The following is a 16,384-nucleotide window of genomic DNA, read 5'->3' as shown; positions in this document are numbered from 1 at the left end:
AAGCTATGAACAGAATCTATTATAGCCTGTATGGGCCCTACATTGTGAAATTTATAGCTTTAAAAAACAGCCTTGGCTACAAATATAAAGACGGAGGAAATGCACTAAGGTTGCTGGATAACTTGGCGTTGAGAGAGGATGTCACTGAAGTTCCTATCACAAAAGAACTTACTAGTAAATATGCTGAAATAAGACCTAATGAATCAGAAAAGACCCGGTATAACAGAATGCAGATATTAAGGCAGTTTGCCCAATTCCTATGTGATTTAGGGCTGAGATCTTATATCCCCAGGCTTCCAAAACTAAGCCGTACGTTCATTCCCTACATCTTTTCACAGGATGAAATTCAAGCCATCTTTGCCGTTTGCGACGGGCTTTCACCATCCTGCCGTAACCGTAATTCCGGAGTATTCCAGATCCCTTTTTTGATAAGACTACTTTATGGTACAGGAATAAGGATCAACGAGGCTCTTTACTTGTCATACAATGATATAAACCTTGCTGAGAAATACCTTGTACTAAGAAAAACCAAAAATGGAAAAGACAGGATGGTACCAATGTCAGACTCCCTAAATGATGTATGCAAAGACTATCTAACCTACCGATCCCTGTTTACTGGAGCTGATAAAACAGAGAGAATATTCATGCTGCCCGATGGGACCCCATTGAATCAGTATACTTCTTATAAATGGTTCAGAAAGATTATCTGGTGGGCAGGCATATCTCACGGAGGAAGAGGAAAAGGCCCTAGACTACATGATCTGCGTCATACTTTCAGCGTTCACTCCCTAGCAACAATGGCAAGAGAGGGACTTGATCTGTATCACTCTATGCCTCTATTATCGACCTATCTTGGGCACCAATCTCTTGAAGCGACAGATGGTTACGTACGTTTAACTGCTGAAATGTATCCATACCTCATCAAAAAATCAACCGACTTATCCGCCAGTGTATTCCCTTTGCTTCACCTAAACCAAGATGATCATGAAACCGACTGACTTTTCCCGACATCTGACTAACTTTCTTTCACGCTATCTTCCGGGAGAACGTGGAATGAGTAACCATACGATATCATCCTACAGGTTTACCTTTATTCTGTTTATCTCATTTATTGAGCAGGTAAAAAAAATACGTGTTTCCAAATTGGTATTGAGCGATATTACTAAAGAAATAGTTGTAGAGTTCCTTGATTGGCTGCAGTCAGAAAGAAAATCCTCCGCTGCTACCCGAAATGTGCGGCTGGCCGCATTACATTCCTTCTTCAGTTTTATGCAATACCAGCAGCCAGATCACATGGCAGAATGGCAACGTATCCTCTCCATAAAAGTTAAGAAGATCGCAAAAAATGCTGTCAGTTATCTTTCTGTAGAGGGTCTTAAGCTCCTATTGGAACAACCTGACACCTCTAGTCGTAAAGGAAGAAGGGATCTTTCCATGCTGGCCTTGATGTATGATTGCGCTGCCCGGGTACAGGAGATAATTGATGCGGAACCATCCTTTATCCGATTAGATAAACCCTTTACAATGAAGATTACTGGTAAGGGAAACAAGGCCAGGGTAATTCCTTTGATGGATGAGGCGATTGTTCATATAAAAAGATATATGGATGAAAACCACTTACTGGAACCGCAAATGCGCACATCCCCCTTGTTCTGTAACAGTCGCAGAGAAAAACTGACTAGGGCAGGAATCAACTGCATACTGAAAAAGTACGCCTGCATGGCCAGGAACAAGAATCCAGGACTTATACCAGAAAAGATAAGCTGCCATTCATTAAGACATTCTAAGGCGATGCATCTTTTGCAGTCTGGAGTACATCTCGTTTATATAAGAGACTTCCTGGGACATGAATCCGTTCAAACTACGGAAATATATGCCCGTGCCGATTCACAACAAAAAAGAGAAGCTATAGAAAAAGCGTATGTAGATGTGGTTTCCAAGGAAATACCTGAGTGGGTTGAAAATAATGACCTTTTGGAGTGGCTGAAGGCCTTTAGATAAAGGCTAATATAATGTAAAGTGGATTGAATGATAAAAGCTTAACATAAGGATACTAAGTATAAAAAACTTTCTGCTTTACATTATCATATGGTTTACATTTCCACAGCCAGCTGCCCCTGTGATAATGATTGGTTCGGCTTTCTCCATATAACCCCCAGTTGCAAGATCGGTAATAAGCGAGTGGTCAATACCTCGAGTGGCATCCATATTGATTTCTTCAATAGAGGCCTGATAGCGGAATGCAGCATTCTTTTTCAACCTGTCATAGCGTTTACTCTCACGATCATCGACTTCAGACTGCAAAAGCATCTCCAGCCCTTGCTCAAAGTTCAGTGTGCCATGTTGGCGTGTTTCTTTCATCGCTCTCCAATGTTGCTCCATGCCATTCAGACGAAGCATTTTTAGGTGTTTTTCAATGTTCATTTTATATCTATTTTATCATTTAATGGTTCTGTTAACTATAATAACCTGCACCTCTGATGTTGTTATGATGAGGCATTGGCATTTCATTTTCTTGAGGTTCATTCCATCCCGCCATACCGCTGGCCAGCATATTTCCAACCGATTTAGAACTGAACATGCTGTTTTCTACAGCCATGTTGCAGGCCTTATCGAACATGGCTGCGGAGTAAGTACGTTGCAAACGAAACAGCCCATCACAGGTACGGTAGAGCTGCTCGGGATAACGTCCCTTTTGATTGAATATCGCTATGATAAGCTGCTCGAATGAATGGGATATCTCAGAAGCTTTCTTGCGATATTTTTCAGGACTAATATCCATGTATTCACGATGACTGGACTCTAGATGTTCTGGGTTGGTGGTATATGAGTTTGGACGCAGGCTACGCTGATGTACAGCTACCTGATTGCCTTGCACAAAGATGTAGACCATACGATCAGTGTATACGACCTGCGCTTTTTTCCTGCGGTAGATATGCGGTACACTATAAGAGTGACGGTCGCGGCCCAAGTAAATATGGCCGTTGTCAGCCACTTTAAGCTCGGTATAGTGCTTCAGCTCAAAGCGGCTCGCAGGAAGTTTGCCCAATAGATGCTTTTCACTGCTGATAAAGCGTTCCTGACGGCAGTAACTGCGGTTTTGCATTCGTGTCTGGTTGAGCTTGTCTATGCACGAGGTGATGGCTTCATTGAGCGATTCTAGGTCAAAGAACCTACGGTTGCGTAATCGTGCGAATACCTGTGTGTAGACGATTTTGACATGGTTCTCAACAGCACTTTTGTCCCTTGGCTTTCCTGCCCGAGCAGGAACCACAACGGTATCGTAGTGATTGGCCAGATCTTCCATACTTCTGTTGATATCAGGTTCATAACGATCGCTCTTGGTTACAGCCGACTTTAGATTATCCGGTACCAGTGCCTTGGGAACTCCGCCCAGGAACCACAGGCAATCGTTCAGCGCTCCAATAAAATCAGGGATTGTTTGGCTACGCACAGCTTTTGCATAACAGTAATTGGAATAAGGAAGACAGGCGACAAATACCTCGCAATTAATAAGTTCACCTGTCTCAATATCAATATAATGCAACTTCTTGCCGGAGAAGTCGATATAGAGCTTGTCTGCAGCTTCATGTTGCATTACCATGGTTCCTGAACGGGAAGAAACACTTAGCTGTGAAAAGTGATAACAGAACTGAGAGTAACCATACCCCTGGGCATAAGATACTTTGTATTCTTCCCAAAGCAGTTTACGCGTTACGCCAACTCTTTTAAGTTCTTTCTCCAGATGTGGCAAACGCTCTTTGAGATCCTCGAACCTAGGGTCACGATAGGCCGGATTACCTGAATGCAGCAGACCTTCCAGCACGGGATCTTCCACAGCCAGAAGGTCGGTCATGTTTAACTTTGCCTCACCTATCTTAAAGAGATAGGACTTTACGGTATTCTTACTTATACTAAGGCTGCGCGCTATAGCTTTTATAGCATAGCCTTGCTGGTGCAGCCTGATCATCTGTTTTATCTGACTCATGGGTCTGGTTTTTCCGGCCATTGGGTAATATCATTTTCCCAAAAGTAAAACCAAAATCAGAACCCAGACAAGGGGTCAACATCTTCCGGAATCTAGGAGCTCCCAAAGTGCTAGAGGGGTCAATATGCTCCGGAATATAAGTTGTTAAACAGAAAGATATTACTTGGAGAGGTAAAAATGCCTCCAAATATCATACTGATTGAACAACAAAGGGGTCATTATCTGACGGAATGCCATGCGATAGCAGCGCTTAAACAAACATGATATCCTAAATTATGTCCGGAATCAGGGGGGCAGCATGCTCCGGTATATGCATTCAAAATGTGCTTTAGCCTTTGGCCCACGTATTTCAGCATATTTTCCAATATTCGGAATTTGGAGAATATCCTTCTGCATCTTGAAATTATATATAATAATTGCAACCTCCTTAAAACATTAGCCAAAATACGTTCCAAAGTTGAGTGTCCGTCAAGTCTATCAATAGCGCAATCAGATGTTCCTTTTCCAACGTAAAGGACTTCATGGTTTGAGATTACATCTGGAATTCCCTGCAATAAATGAACAAAATTTGATATTAGGGTTGTTGAAACAAGATTTCCATTTTCATCATAGTTTAAAATAGAGTTATAGGGATAAGCTGAAACTTTTACCCGGCCTCCAAAATCTGCTATTAATCCCGGGGGTTTCAGCACCATCATTTCGAAATTTCAAGTCAAATTTAAATTGATCACCATCTTTCTTAAATGTTTCTGGTACAATCGAGATTATAGGCCTACTGCAAATTAAATAGATCATACAATTCCTCAATCTTTCGGTTATTTCTGTAAAAAATCCATCCAGTTCATTTCTATCAGCAAAGCGATAAAGAAATCTATCATGAGAACGAAATCGAAGTAGAACCGAAGAAAAATATTTAGTAGGTTTCATAGGAGCTAAAATACTCAATCTATATCAGAAATATTAAAACTGTCCAATACTTTGCAATTTCAATCGCATTGTTTCTTAAAAATAATATATAATTTATTTTAGCATTTTTATCCTATGGAAGCACTGATTTTTTTTCTCAAACATTACCTACCGAATAGACGAAGAATAGCTTCATATTAAGGCCTGAGTGTAAATTTGGAAATATTTGATAAAATCAAGATAGCTAATCTTAAGGATTTATTATTTCATTATCATTAAGTTTGGGATAATTGAATGAAGCGTCTAATGAAATTAATTATCTATTTAGTGCCGCCAACCAAAAGCCTATACTAGGCTCAGTCATAAGTTAGGTAATTTGAGCAATGTCTTAGACACCACGTCCGAAACACATACTACTGAAAATAAAACACTTATATTGACATCTAAATTTCGCAAAGGGGGACAAATATACCATTGTCGACTTCCCTTGTAAAGGAGACAGCACCCATCAAAAGAAAGCAATCGTATTAGCACGGCGGAAATCCCAATCACATTTAAGTGAGTATTTCAGATTTCTCCCTGCCAGAGAAGAATATTATTTAACAAGACAAACTTACAGATTATAGATTTTAACTTTCGGGACCAAACACTGTCTGCATTTTACGATCAAAATCCCAACCAATCCCGCCAGTTTTGTAATGGTCTTCCTTGTAGTAAATTTCTTCATAAGGCATTCCGTCCAAACCGTCAAACTGGCAAAAAAGATGCGGACATGAGGTATATTCATCACCGTCCTTAATGAAATTAACGATTCTATGATAAGGAATGCGGCCGATCATTTTTGCAGGTATAACCTTATATTTAGCCTGCTTGAGCCCCGGATCAGAAAAAGTATGTACTGGCTCCCAGTAACCATCATCATCCATGATAACAAACGAACCTATACCTGCATTTAGTAGAAATTCGACACCATTAAAATATATATCATGAAAAAACGTTCGGTAAGATGTATTAAACGTTCCCGATGGACTGGAGACTCCTGTACCGTAAGTAATATCATCCACTGCCCTAATATAAACTTCCTCACAAATAAATTTCGAACTAGGTTTATTTATCAAGGAATTTCCATTAGCTGGGGCTTTAATAAATTTATGATCTATAATCGCTTTCAGCAGCCGTTCCTTCATCTTCAAGCCCCGATTTAGCCGTTGAACATTTTTCTTTATTTCTTTTTCTTTGTCAATACCAAATGCCACTTTAAGTATTTTTGGATACTCATAAAGATAAGTTTCCAAATTTGTAGCGGTCCAAATTTCGGGAATGGCAATTCCCCTAGATTTACAATGTACCTCCAGAATTTCTCGATTTCTTTTCGACACATCGCAAGATACAATTATCAAAAGCTTATCGTGTGATACTCCACTTGCTTCAATAAGATCAACAATTACTTTTAATTCATTTCCAGAAATACTTTTTTGTCTTTTGCATTGGATTATCCAAACATCAGATTTACCAGAAGGTAGCGTAATATTTCCTTTAATATCTATTCCTGAATCATTTCCAGTGCGACCAGTATGTTCCAGTTTTATTCCCTTACATTTAGCATTTACCAACATAAAGCAGATATCCTCAAATCTTAAAGGATCAAGGTCTGAAAAATGTAGCCTATTCGTCGTTTTTGTAGGTTGCATGAACAATATTAATCGTTAATAAGTTGATCGAACAGTTCCGAAGGTCTCTAACTCAATATATTTTGCGTTGAACAGCGACGCCGGTATTTTTCTTCTAAGTAAGTTATGAAAGTTTTCATCATGAGTGGACAGAATAATCTGCTTGTTGAATTTGACAACAATACTTCTGAATAAATCTATTGTTGACAAAATATTAATGCTATCCATTGATTGAATTGGATCGTCAATAAAAATACAATTTACAGGATTTCCATCATTATCCTCAGCATTTAATGCTTTCGCTAAAAAAATACTGAGACTTAGAATATTCATTTGTGCCGTACTGAAGTACAAATTTGGCACCAGCGGGTTATCTCCATTTTCTCCAGTTACAAAAACATTTAACTTAGGCTTGTCATTACTAAAATCACATTTAAATTTGATTTTCTTATATTCAGGGTGTGGATCAACTTTTCGGTAGAGCACATTTATCAGATCCTCATAAAAGAAAGATTCTACCTGTTCATGTATAAATTTGGATATTCGATCTCTTTCTACACATAAATTTTTCCCGATTTTATCCCGTAGTAACTTAATACGTTTTTCTAACCCATCTGCTGTTTTGACAAATTTTTGATGATTTAAATAAGGCATTACGTTTTCCTGAAGCCTTTTCAGAAGCAGTAAATTTTGCGTAGTAACTTTATTCATCTCTATGCGTTTTTTAAGATCTGCCATTTCATCTTTTAGGAGGAATTCTAGGTGTTCTAAAGAGATCGATCTTTCAAATTTTAGCGCAAGAGATTCTGCAGACTGTTCAAATTTGTTGATAACCCTTAACAAATCACTATTTAATCTTTCACGCTTTACGATATCTGCATTTACTTCATCTATTAATATGGAAAGATTCTGGCCATTTGATGTCTCCAAAGATTTCGTGAGATGACTTTTCCTAGAATCTGCCTTTTTCTGATCTTCTTGTATTTTTGCTATAAGTTCATCCAATAATTCTAGCGAAATAGCTTTTCCGGGAAATTGTTTACGAAAAAATAATACAACAGACGAGTATTCTAAATCCTCCCGTAATTGCCTCAATGTCTCTTCTCTTTCGGCAACACTATTTTTAAGATCGTTGATAGATTTCTCTACTATCGCGATTTCTTCCCTAATGTTTTTGGTTGTAGTTTGTAATTCTAATAGCTCAGATGTTAGCAAATCTATCGTGGTCTGTTTATTCGAATTGAAATGGTCTGGTGTCAAACCTTGTAGTTTAGCTGACCATTTGACCAATGCTTCGGTATTATCTTCAATTTTTTTCTGTAAATTTTTGCTTTGATTATCTAGTCCTTCAATAAGTTCGTCTCGCACTTTAATCTCATAATTTGCGTTATTAATCAAACCATCAATACGATCTGCCAAAAGTTTTAGTTCGGAAACTATACGATTGCTAATTTCATCCAAAAGTTCTCCCTTATTCGATCTTTCTTCAATTAAGGCTTGCATCACTTGACTGAGTGCAGTGTTGTTATTAATGGCAAAGGTCAAATCTTCAAATGACTCAAATTCACTATCGCATAGTGGACAGTGATTACTTTTGGCATTATTAACTATTTCTGCTCCTCTTAAAATAAACTGCTGGATATCCTCACTTAACAATTCCTGCTGGGTGATTGCCCGTTGAATTCCATCTATTTCGAACAAAATTTTCTCCCTTCTTTGTATGAGTTTTTCCGCACTGGCGATCTGCTTTGCAAATTCTGTGCGGAGATCTTGTGGAATTAATGAAAATTTATGCTCAATGAAACAACTTTGGGCTCGTTTAAGTTCAGCTAAGCCATTCGACAAAGCACTCTTCTCAGCTTTTCTCCCATTCAGAGCTTTAGTAATTTCCTCCAACTCTTTGTTAAATTGAGACTGCTTTGAAATCAATTCTAATCTTGTATATTCTTCTAATTCAGGATTTACGAATTGTTGACGCATTTCCTCAATTTCTGCAAGTATTATTTTAATTCGTTCATCCCCCCGTTTTATCTGTAGATCTGATATTAATAATTTATTTTGTTCACTTACAAGCTTTTCACCTTCCGCCTTTGATAAAGCCAAAACTTCAGCTTGTTGAAAAATCTGGGTAACGTATTTACCAAAAGCCGATTTGATTTGATTTGCTTCTAATGTCAGCTTCGACAACGATTCAAGATTCCTATTTATCTTGTCCAACTCGCTTCTATCAGTTTTCGTCGCTAACAGTTGCTTCAAAGTATTTTGAAACTCATTTAACTGTTTAATTCCTTCCGCTATTTTTTTAGCAGCATCTATATATTCGGCGATACCAGCTTCTTCTGTTGAACCAATTAACAAACTCTCGATTTTCTTTTCATTTTCAATGACTTTTTCGAGTGAAAAGTTCAGTTTTAACATTCGAGTATCAATTAAATCTGATAATTCTAGAAAGTCTTTATCAGTGAAATCAGTGTCTATTCTTCTAAACCCCAAATTATCCTGATTCAACAAATCTATATGGGAATTGATCTTCTTTAAAATGTCCTTGTCACCTTCAAAATTCAACTTCAATTGACATTTTTGAAGTTCAGTTTTTAAACTGGTGATGTTAACATCGTTAGCTTTGATCAAACCGACAACGTTTTTATAGTACTCATCCAGATTTTTATCCCCGAAATAGGTTATAAATTTCTCATATCGTATATTTGAATCATCCTCTTTAAGAAAAGCATCTATCCATTCCTGGGAAAGTAAAACGTCTTGAAAATATTCTGTACCTTTCTTTGTCTCCGACAGTTTAAACTTGAAATCCGGTTGACCTGATCGAACATCAGGAATAGTATTTACAATGGTTTTATCGGAAACAGTTGTAGAAAGTCTTACGAATCCTTCCAAATCTGGATCGGAAAATTTATTACGAATAATATGCTGCTTTTCTTTAGTTCCGAAATCTGCTTTATAAGTTCTTTCGGCTTTTGCAGCATCAGCATTCTTACCATGCTTCCTGAGAAATCTATTAATGTTATTGGTAAATCCCCATTCTACTGCATCATAGAAAGAGGTCTTACCAAAACCATTTGGTGCATAAATAGAAATAAAGTCGGCTATTTCGCCAGTTTCTTGATCAGAAAAGTCGAAAGTCCCATTTTCAACCTTATCATAAGCCCTAAAAGCCTGTATTTCAACTTTTTTAAACTTCATTATTATACTTCTCTTCTAGTTCAGTTAGTATTTTTTGAATATCAGTTTCGGCATTTTTCTTGGTAGTGGTCAATTTGTGTGTACTGATCAGCTTTGTTAATTGTTCATCTTTTTTAAAAGTTATCGATTTATTTTGAACAGTCGCTGTTATATTCAGATCAGTATTTGTTATATGATGGCTAATTATTTTTTCCACTGCCTCGTCATTTACCTCTTCTTTATAATTCCCTAATACAATTTTCCTGCATGCAAACCTATCATTTTCAATCTTATATTGCAGTTCTTTTTCAACTGATTCACGGCAGACGTAGAAAATATACATATTCCACCGTTCAAATTCGGCAGAAGAGGGCAAGTCAGCCTGAAAATACGCAGCAATGGAGCTGTAAAGATCTTTCCATTGTTCTTTCAGAAGATTTTCCGTTGGAAACAACAGTGTAAATACGTTAATAGTACCCAAAAAGGATACCTGATAAAGGCCGACCTTTACACCTGGGTATATTTTTTCTATGGATTTCACGTTCTCAGTGTCTGAGCAATTCTTCATATTCTGCTTTTAATTTTGCTATTAATTCCTGTTCCGACAAACTATTATAATCACGATAATCTTCTTCCTTTTCAATGATACATTTCTTTTGAAAAGCATATAGATGTATTAATTTATAACTTTTAAAAGGATGTTCGACCCCTTCATCAATAAGCATCTCCACTGCTTGAACATTATTAGCACGAATAATGTCATCTATTGCGTTAGATGGGATGATATATTTATCCGGCTTGGATTTTGTACTAACGATTATGCATCCGTTTTGTGACAAGCCACGAAAATCCGATTGTGTAATTTCTTTAAACTGTGCAGACCAGTCCTTCGTTGTGTTAGAAAAAAGTATCCTAAAGGAATTAAAGTTCTCTTCTAAGGTGCCTTCGGTAATATCGTTATCCTTCACTAAATTTAAGATGATCAGGTACTCGAGCCAAGTTATCCAAAGTTCTTTTGATAACAAATCATTTTTACTTGGCTTATTCCCGATTAGCAATTTTTCATTGAAAAAATTCTTTACGAATAGTGGTGTAAGATTATTGTTGACAATTTTGTCTGTGATATTCCTCAAAAAATCCCTGGTGTAGGCGACGTTTCCTGGTACTAGGCAATTTTCAATCTTCATCACCTGATTTTTTAATAACGAGAAGGAGGTAAGATAATAAGGCAGCAGCTCTATTAGATCATCATTAACAGCGACTATCTCGTCAAAGAAAGCCATCGGCATAAAATCGATTCTTCCCAAGGTTTCCTGCCCATCTGGAACAGACATTTTTTTTTGTATTCCAGCAAGATAATAGTGTCCATTATCTATATTTATTATGCCACCACCAGACTGCCCAACGATTTCTTTATGCGTGGCCACACGTTCTAACTCACCTTCAATGTAGTTTAAGGGCTTCTTTATCTTAAGAGTAAGATTATTGTCACGATAAGAGAAATCCTCTCTACTTCTTGAATTAGGGTGACCTGCCAAAACAAAGGTTCCCAATGCAGCAAAAGGCTTATCCAATCGCAACAATTCAGTAATACTATCATCAACCTTCTGAATTTTTATGATGGCTGCGTCAATATTCTTAAAATCGTTATGATAGTATGGTTCCCCTATCATCTCGAGTTCTTCGTTCACCAAATCACCTTCTTCATTAACAGTTTGCCTAACTATCGATAAGGGTAGTGGAGAATCTTTAATAACGTGCCTGGCGGTTAATACATAAGAATATTGATCAGACATTGGTTGAAATAAACAACCACTACCAGATCCCACCTTGACAGTAAAAATGGGTAACTTATTCATGTATTATAAATTCGTGATCAATAGGCAATATTTCAAGGTTTGGAAATGATACGTAATCTGCTTTAGAAAATATCTCTTCAGCTAAGTGGTCATAATTAAAGTAGAGACTCAGAGTTTTTTTCTCATTAAGCAATCTTGCAAGACATTGTTTATGGGGAAGGGCGCTTCCCGAACCATCACTACTAATCACATAAACAGGTGACTCAATAAGACGTAAAAGTTCCACATTAGTATTAAACTTACTACCATGATGAGCCATTTTCACAAACTCACATTCCAATTTATTTTTTTCCGTAAAGCCAAAATAATTTAGGCCGGCAATGATCTTCTCAGGATGAGCATCTGCGAGAAATAACATATTTTTACCCTTAAAAGTTAATACAAAAGCAATTGAACTGCCATTATGAGGCGATCTATCCTTGACGAAAAGATCATTTTCAATGTGAGAGAGTAAGCTTTGTTTGTAGTCTGTTGGTCTTGAAGTCACACTTTCAGGCATTTTTTTTTCCCATTTAGTTAGCAAAGCTTCAAGTCCGCTCTCATCAGGCGATAATATTTTTAATTCAACCCCATAAAACTTAATCACTTGTTCAGCCTTAATAATCTTCCTAGTCCAAACTCCGGCATCACCGATTGTTTTTTCAAAAGTTACACCTTCGACAATCCCTGTATCAGTCACGTAAGAGGGCGTTAAAATGATATGATTTTCTAATATATCCGGCTTTCTAAAATATTCAAAAATCAACTGCCCTGAATTAAATAATACAGTTCCTATAAGATCAGTCGCTTGGGGATCATTTTCGAACCAAGTAGTAAGACCCTCAATGTGATCATTATCAACATGGGTTAAAATTAGCAAATCTATTCTTTGGTCTTTATCTCTTATCAGCTCAACAGTATCACCAAAAGCTCCCATTATAATCTTACCTTTCTTATCCTTTTCGCAGTAAGTTTCCGCAGTTCCCCCGTCTATTATAATGTTTCTAATCTGGTCGTTTTCATCGGAAAAGGAAATCCAAATACAGTCGCCATTGACGGCTGGTAAAAATTTAGTTTGCATTAATAAAGTTTATGTTTACTAAGATAACAATGATTTTTTTAATAAGTGTAAACGTGCGCTGTACAATATTCTTGTGGTCAACATGCCCTATTTAACACATCAAGTTTCTATTTGTGTCTCCCTAAGTTCATTTCTTAAATGTGCTATTTTCGATTTACCCTCAATCAAGATTATTTCTCAAACCACGGAAAACTATTCACCTGTTTTACAACACGTTGATAAAGCCACCTTACATCGAATTAGTACCCAATTCTCTAGAGGCGAACTAGGATCACTATTATACACGGCAGACAAAACATCTAGCTTGACTGAATGATGATTTTATCCAAGTAACATCATGATGCACAAAATTGCAAAGAGCTGAACTAAATTTGTAATATACAAAAATAATTATCTAATTGATTTAATAAAACAACATTTCATTTTTCGGTCAAAAAGAATAAATGATGATTCAGAATAGTATTCTAAAGCAGCAGAAATTTGAAAATACATTTTTCAATCTTTAAACTTACTAATCTTAGATATAAATTCTATTGACATATAAATTTTCAAAAACCAAAAATTTATGAGTAGTGATAGAGATTACTTTAAAATATCTTACAACGAGTATATAGCATTGATTAATACAGATTACGAAAAAGATTCAAGCTTTGACCTCTGTTCCATTTCAATCGTTGAAGTGATCAAAACTTTTCACCATAATCGATCGGACTTAAATCACTACCGTATAAGCATCTATCATAGATCAAACTCTTTTTCGCCTCGTTTTGAGCAAAATTTGAAGAATTTTTTGGAAGCATAGAGCTAATTTTATTTCAATAAGTTTATTCCCTTAAAATCCCAATATTCATCCTGAAGGATATCTCTTTTACTTTTAATTTCTTCGACTAACTGGAGTACCTCTTCTGTAAAAACAGATTCGCCAAGATTCATTTCCACCTCTGTTTGAATCTTCCAGAGAGAATACGAAATCGTTTCAAGCTGATTTTTAAAAAACTCAATCCGCTCTTGACTAAGGTCATTATTTTCTCCCTCAATCCACTCCTCCAAAGAATATTTTTCCAAATCAAGAACATAGCTTTTTCCGGATTCAAATTGAAAGCCTAAATTTTGAGCAACTTTTAAAGACGCCTCGTAATTTAAATCGATCAATTGTGAACTATCGATGCTTATCGATTGTTTCTCTCTAGTCTGAGACAGGTATGGCAATATGATTTCCCTCATTGACTTTGTCAAAAGGCCTCTCTTTCTAAAATTAGGTGAGATGTACCAATGGAGATCATAAATCATATCATAAACTATCCCAACGTATAAACCGTCATCATTTTTGATAAAAAAACAAGGAAGTGGATCGAACTGAACTCCATTTTTGGTTTTTTCTAACCACACTTTTGCAATGTCAACATTCTTCTTCAATTCTCTTCTATGAATAGATGCTGATTCCCCTGTATTTGCATCATCCAGAATTTCTTGTAAATTTTCCTCTGTCATTGAGCACTATTTATAGGTTTAGTAGATACTTCAAAACTTTTAAATCGATCGAGACATCAAAGAATTTTTTCTTTTCGATCATTATCAAGTAGGCAATCATAACCTACAATTATAAATTTTAATATACCCTCGTTACCTAATATCAGTTCATTCTGTTTAATACTTGAGACCACAGCACCTCATTGTATACAAAACTCAAACGCCTTCTAAACCTTCTGTAATATATCTATTGTTTCGATAATTTTATCCGTTAAAGAATTTATAGAAAGATTTTCTTCTCCCAAATCCCTAATCTTAGAATATAATTCATTGTTGTCAGGATAGTAAGATGGAAGATCATTAACGACTGTCTCCCATAATTCCTTAGCTACTGACCCCGTGACACCAACAGGGATTGGAATGATATTGTTTTTTAAACAAATATCGAACTCTTCCAGCATTCCATCAGCTTTAACGATATCATTTCCTTCCTTTTTGTTTCCAAAAATAAAAATAGCGATTCCAGCCATTGAAATCATTTCATTTCGATTAATGGTACGCATTTCTTCTAAACTTAAACTTCCAGTTTGAACTTGAGGAAAAGGTCTCAAAATTAATAGATCATCCAAACTTCTAAAATTTGAATTTAACTTATAATCCAACGCACCATTAATTACAATACTCCCAATACCAATACCAAAACCTGATACTATTTTATATTTTTTGCTCGCTAATTTATAGCTCAAAGAGTGCACAAAATTTTTAGCATTTTCCTCACTAAACGGTGTATAATCATCTGAAGCTCCGGAAATGAAAATATTCTTTCTTTTAATCCTTTTTTCTATCTCAGAAAGAATGTCAGTTATTTCTGAATATGATTTAACAAGAATTGCCTTAATTCCATAACGTCGCAGGTCTTCAATTTTTAATTCTTGTCTGATATGGGCATACATGTAATCTTGATGATTTTCCTCTGGCTTTTTTCCCCCATCCTTGAAGTCATCCTCATTGACCTCTTTGAAAAAACAAAAATGGGTTGGTGTATTATCTCGTAATAATATCCTTATTCTACTTAATATATATTCAAGATTGGGATCATCAAAACTAAAACCAATAAAAAGGAAAGTTTTAGAAAGCAAATCGCCCCTTAATGCAGTAGAAAATAGCTCCTTCTTATCGTTATATGTTTCATAATCGTCTTTTGTCAAAACCGCTTCATCCGGAGAGTCTTTATCGCCATGCATCTTATATAAAATTGCATCTTTCTTCTTTATGTTGCTACCAAAATCTACATTGCGTATTTTTCTTTCAACAGTCTTCCCATAAGATTCTAAAGTTTTTTCTATTAATTGGTCATAATTAGTTGTCCAGAAAGTATCAATGTCTAAGCGAGAGAGAATAAAATGATTTTCACTGCCCTTACTAAGTGAGGTAAATTCATTCTTAATTTTTTCATTTATCTTACCTCTATTGAATTTATTTGTATGATATTGTGCAATTGAAATAAGATCATGCTCTTTTTTTATATCCAGTTTCAACTCTTCTGCAAGATCTTTCAATAATCCTTTCCAATCAACAAAACCAAGAGCAGCAGAAAGCCCGGCTCCAGCAAAAATGGCAGCATCTCCGTTGTTAATTTCTGTTATATATTGATTTATAAATAGTTTTTGCTCTGCTGTAAATTTCATTTTTGTAGCCATTTTTGTAATGGTATCCTTGATCCTTTATGCTCAACGTAATAAGTTCCAGGCACGAATGTATATTCAGAAGTTATGATAGGATAAATTTTTAAGTATTCAGATCCACTGAAAATATTATCTTCCTTTTCTGTAATAGGCATAATGGCTATATTTTCACCATATTTAAATGCATCTCCGTATCCCAGTTCCCAATTGCACCATCTCGAGCGTATAGCTTGTTCAGTTGCTAACAATATAAATTTTTCATTTTCTCTGATCTTTTCCTTAATTCTTGTAGCCGTATATTCATTCGTATTGGCAGGTATGCCCGAATCAAGCCAATCGACATATACGTCCACGCCTAGTTTATTAAGAAGTACAATAGCTTGCTGAATAATGTCCTTTTCATCATGCTTATGTGAAAGGAATACTGACGTCTCGTAAGAAAACTTTTTCCGTTCCCTTTTTTTCTCAGCTTGATTTTTTAGTTGAACAGATTCATTTAAGCTGCTAGCAACACTTGATAAAAGTTTTTTAGATAGTAAATTTTTCACGTGAATAGTTTAATAAAT

14 protein-coding genes are annotated in these 16,384 nt (G+C 36.0%); 3 read left to right on the top strand and 11 right to left on the bottom strand.

What is annotated here, in order from left to right; translation table 11 throughout:
* The first annotated feature begins 5 nt into the window (after positions 1 to 5).
* Entirely contained in the window at positions 6 to 998 is a 993-nt protein-coding gene (locus tag CBM24_RS08205; protein ID WP_088159864.1) for a tyrosine-type recombinase/integrase, read from the top strand.
* Positions 985 to 2,001, top strand: a complete 1,017-nt coding sequence (locus CBM24_RS08200; protein WP_088163413.1) for a site-specific integrase — start codon at positions 985 to 987, stop codon at positions 1,999 to 2,001. Before CBM24_RS08205 ends, CBM24_RS08200 begins: the two co-directional genes overlap by 14 nt.
* A gap of 75 nt (positions 2,002 to 2,076) precedes the next feature.
* On the opposite strand, the gene CBM24_RS08195 is transcribed toward CBM24_RS08200, so the two are convergent.
* The 8 genes from CBM24_RS08195 to CBM24_RS08160 form a co-directional block, all read right to left on the bottom strand.
* Positions 2,077 to 2,424 (bottom strand): ATP-binding protein, encoded by a 348-nt coding sequence (locus CBM24_RS08195; protein ID WP_088160841.1) that lies wholly within the window; start codon positions 2,422 to 2,424, stop codon positions 2,077 to 2,079.
* A 31-nt stretch (positions 2,425 to 2,455) separates the two neighbouring features.
* Complete coding sequence (istA, locus tag CBM24_RS08190) at positions 2,456 to 3,988, bottom strand: IS21 family transposase (protein WP_232475725.1); 1,533 nt, start codon at positions 3,986 to 3,988, stop codon at positions 2,456 to 2,458.
* 218 nt (positions 3,989 to 4,206) lie between these two features.
* A complete protein-coding gene (locus tag CBM24_RS08185) occupies positions 4,207 to 4,686 on the bottom strand; it encodes a hypothetical protein (protein WP_088160839.1) in 480 nt (159 codons plus the stop codon).
* Between the two features lie 837 nt (positions 4,687 to 5,523).
* Complete coding sequence (locus CBM24_RS08180) at positions 5,524 to 6,585, bottom strand: restriction endonuclease (protein WP_088160838.1); 1,062 nt, start codon at positions 6,583 to 6,585, stop codon at positions 5,524 to 5,526.
* Positions 6,586 to 6,600: 15 nt separating this feature from the next.
* Positions 6,601 to 9,765: a hypothetical protein gene (locus tag CBM24_RS08175; protein ID WP_088160837.1), complete on the bottom strand. Its 3,165-nt coding sequence runs from the start codon at positions 9,763 to 9,765 to the stop codon at positions 6,601 to 6,603.
* The gene (locus CBM24_RS08170) at positions 9,755 to 10,312 is read right to left on the bottom strand and encodes an ABC-three component system middle component 1 (protein WP_088160836.1); all 558 of its coding nucleotides are present in this window, start codon (positions 10,310 to 10,312) and stop codon (positions 9,755 to 9,757) included. The genes CBM24_RS08175 and CBM24_RS08170 overlap by 11 nt, the downstream gene beginning before the upstream one ends.
* The gene (locus tag CBM24_RS08165; RefSeq protein WP_088160835.1) at positions 10,290 to 11,603 is read right to left on the bottom strand and encodes an ABC-three component system protein; all 1,314 of its coding nucleotides are present in this window, start codon (positions 11,601 to 11,603) and stop codon (positions 10,290 to 10,292) included. Before CBM24_RS08165 ends, CBM24_RS08170 begins: the two co-directional genes overlap by 23 nt.
* Positions 11,596 to 12,663, bottom strand: a complete 1,068-nt coding sequence (locus CBM24_RS08160; protein ID WP_088160834.1) for a ComEC/Rec2 family competence protein — start codon at positions 12,661 to 12,663, stop codon at positions 11,596 to 11,598. The genes CBM24_RS08165 and CBM24_RS08160 overlap by 8 nt, the downstream gene beginning before the upstream one ends.
* Positions 12,664 to 13,228: 565 nt before the next feature.
* Between CBM24_RS08160 and CBM24_RS08155 the strand changes: the two genes are divergently transcribed.
* On the top strand, positions 13,229 to 13,465 hold the full coding sequence (locus CBM24_RS08155; protein ID WP_088160833.1) for a hypothetical protein: 237 nt from the start codon (positions 13,229 to 13,231) through the stop codon (positions 13,463 to 13,465).
* Positions 13,466 to 13,473: 8 nt separating this feature from the next.
* Here the strand turns inward: CBM24_RS08155 and CBM24_RS08150 are convergent, their stop codons facing one another.
* From CBM24_RS08150 to CBM24_RS08140, 3 genes are all read right to left on the bottom strand, one after another.
* The gene (locus CBM24_RS08150) at positions 13,474 to 14,154 is read right to left on the bottom strand and encodes a hypothetical protein (protein WP_088160832.1); all 681 of its coding nucleotides are present in this window, start codon (positions 14,152 to 14,154) and stop codon (positions 13,474 to 13,476) included.
* 206 nt (positions 14,155 to 14,360) lie between these two features.
* Positions 14,361 to 15,821: an SIR2 family protein gene (locus CBM24_RS08145; protein WP_198386063.1), complete on the bottom strand. Its 1,461-nt coding sequence runs from the start codon at positions 15,819 to 15,821 to the stop codon at positions 14,361 to 14,363.
* Entirely contained in the window at positions 15,818 to 16,366 is a 549-nt protein-coding gene (locus CBM24_RS08140; protein WP_088160830.1) for a toll/interleukin-1 receptor domain-containing protein, read from the bottom strand. Before CBM24_RS08140 ends, CBM24_RS08145 begins: the two co-directional genes overlap by 4 nt.
* Positions 16,367 to 16,384: the final 18 nt, after the last annotated feature.

Source organism: Sphingobacterium sp. G1-14 (assembly GCF_002196555.1).
In the GTDB taxonomy this organism is placed as follows: Bacteria; Bacteroidota; Bacteroidia; order Sphingobacteriales; family Sphingobacteriaceae; genus Sphingobacterium; species Sphingobacterium siyangense.
The sequence above is the reverse complement of the archived record's forward strand: the minus strand, read 5'-3'. Positions and strand labels throughout refer to the sequence as shown.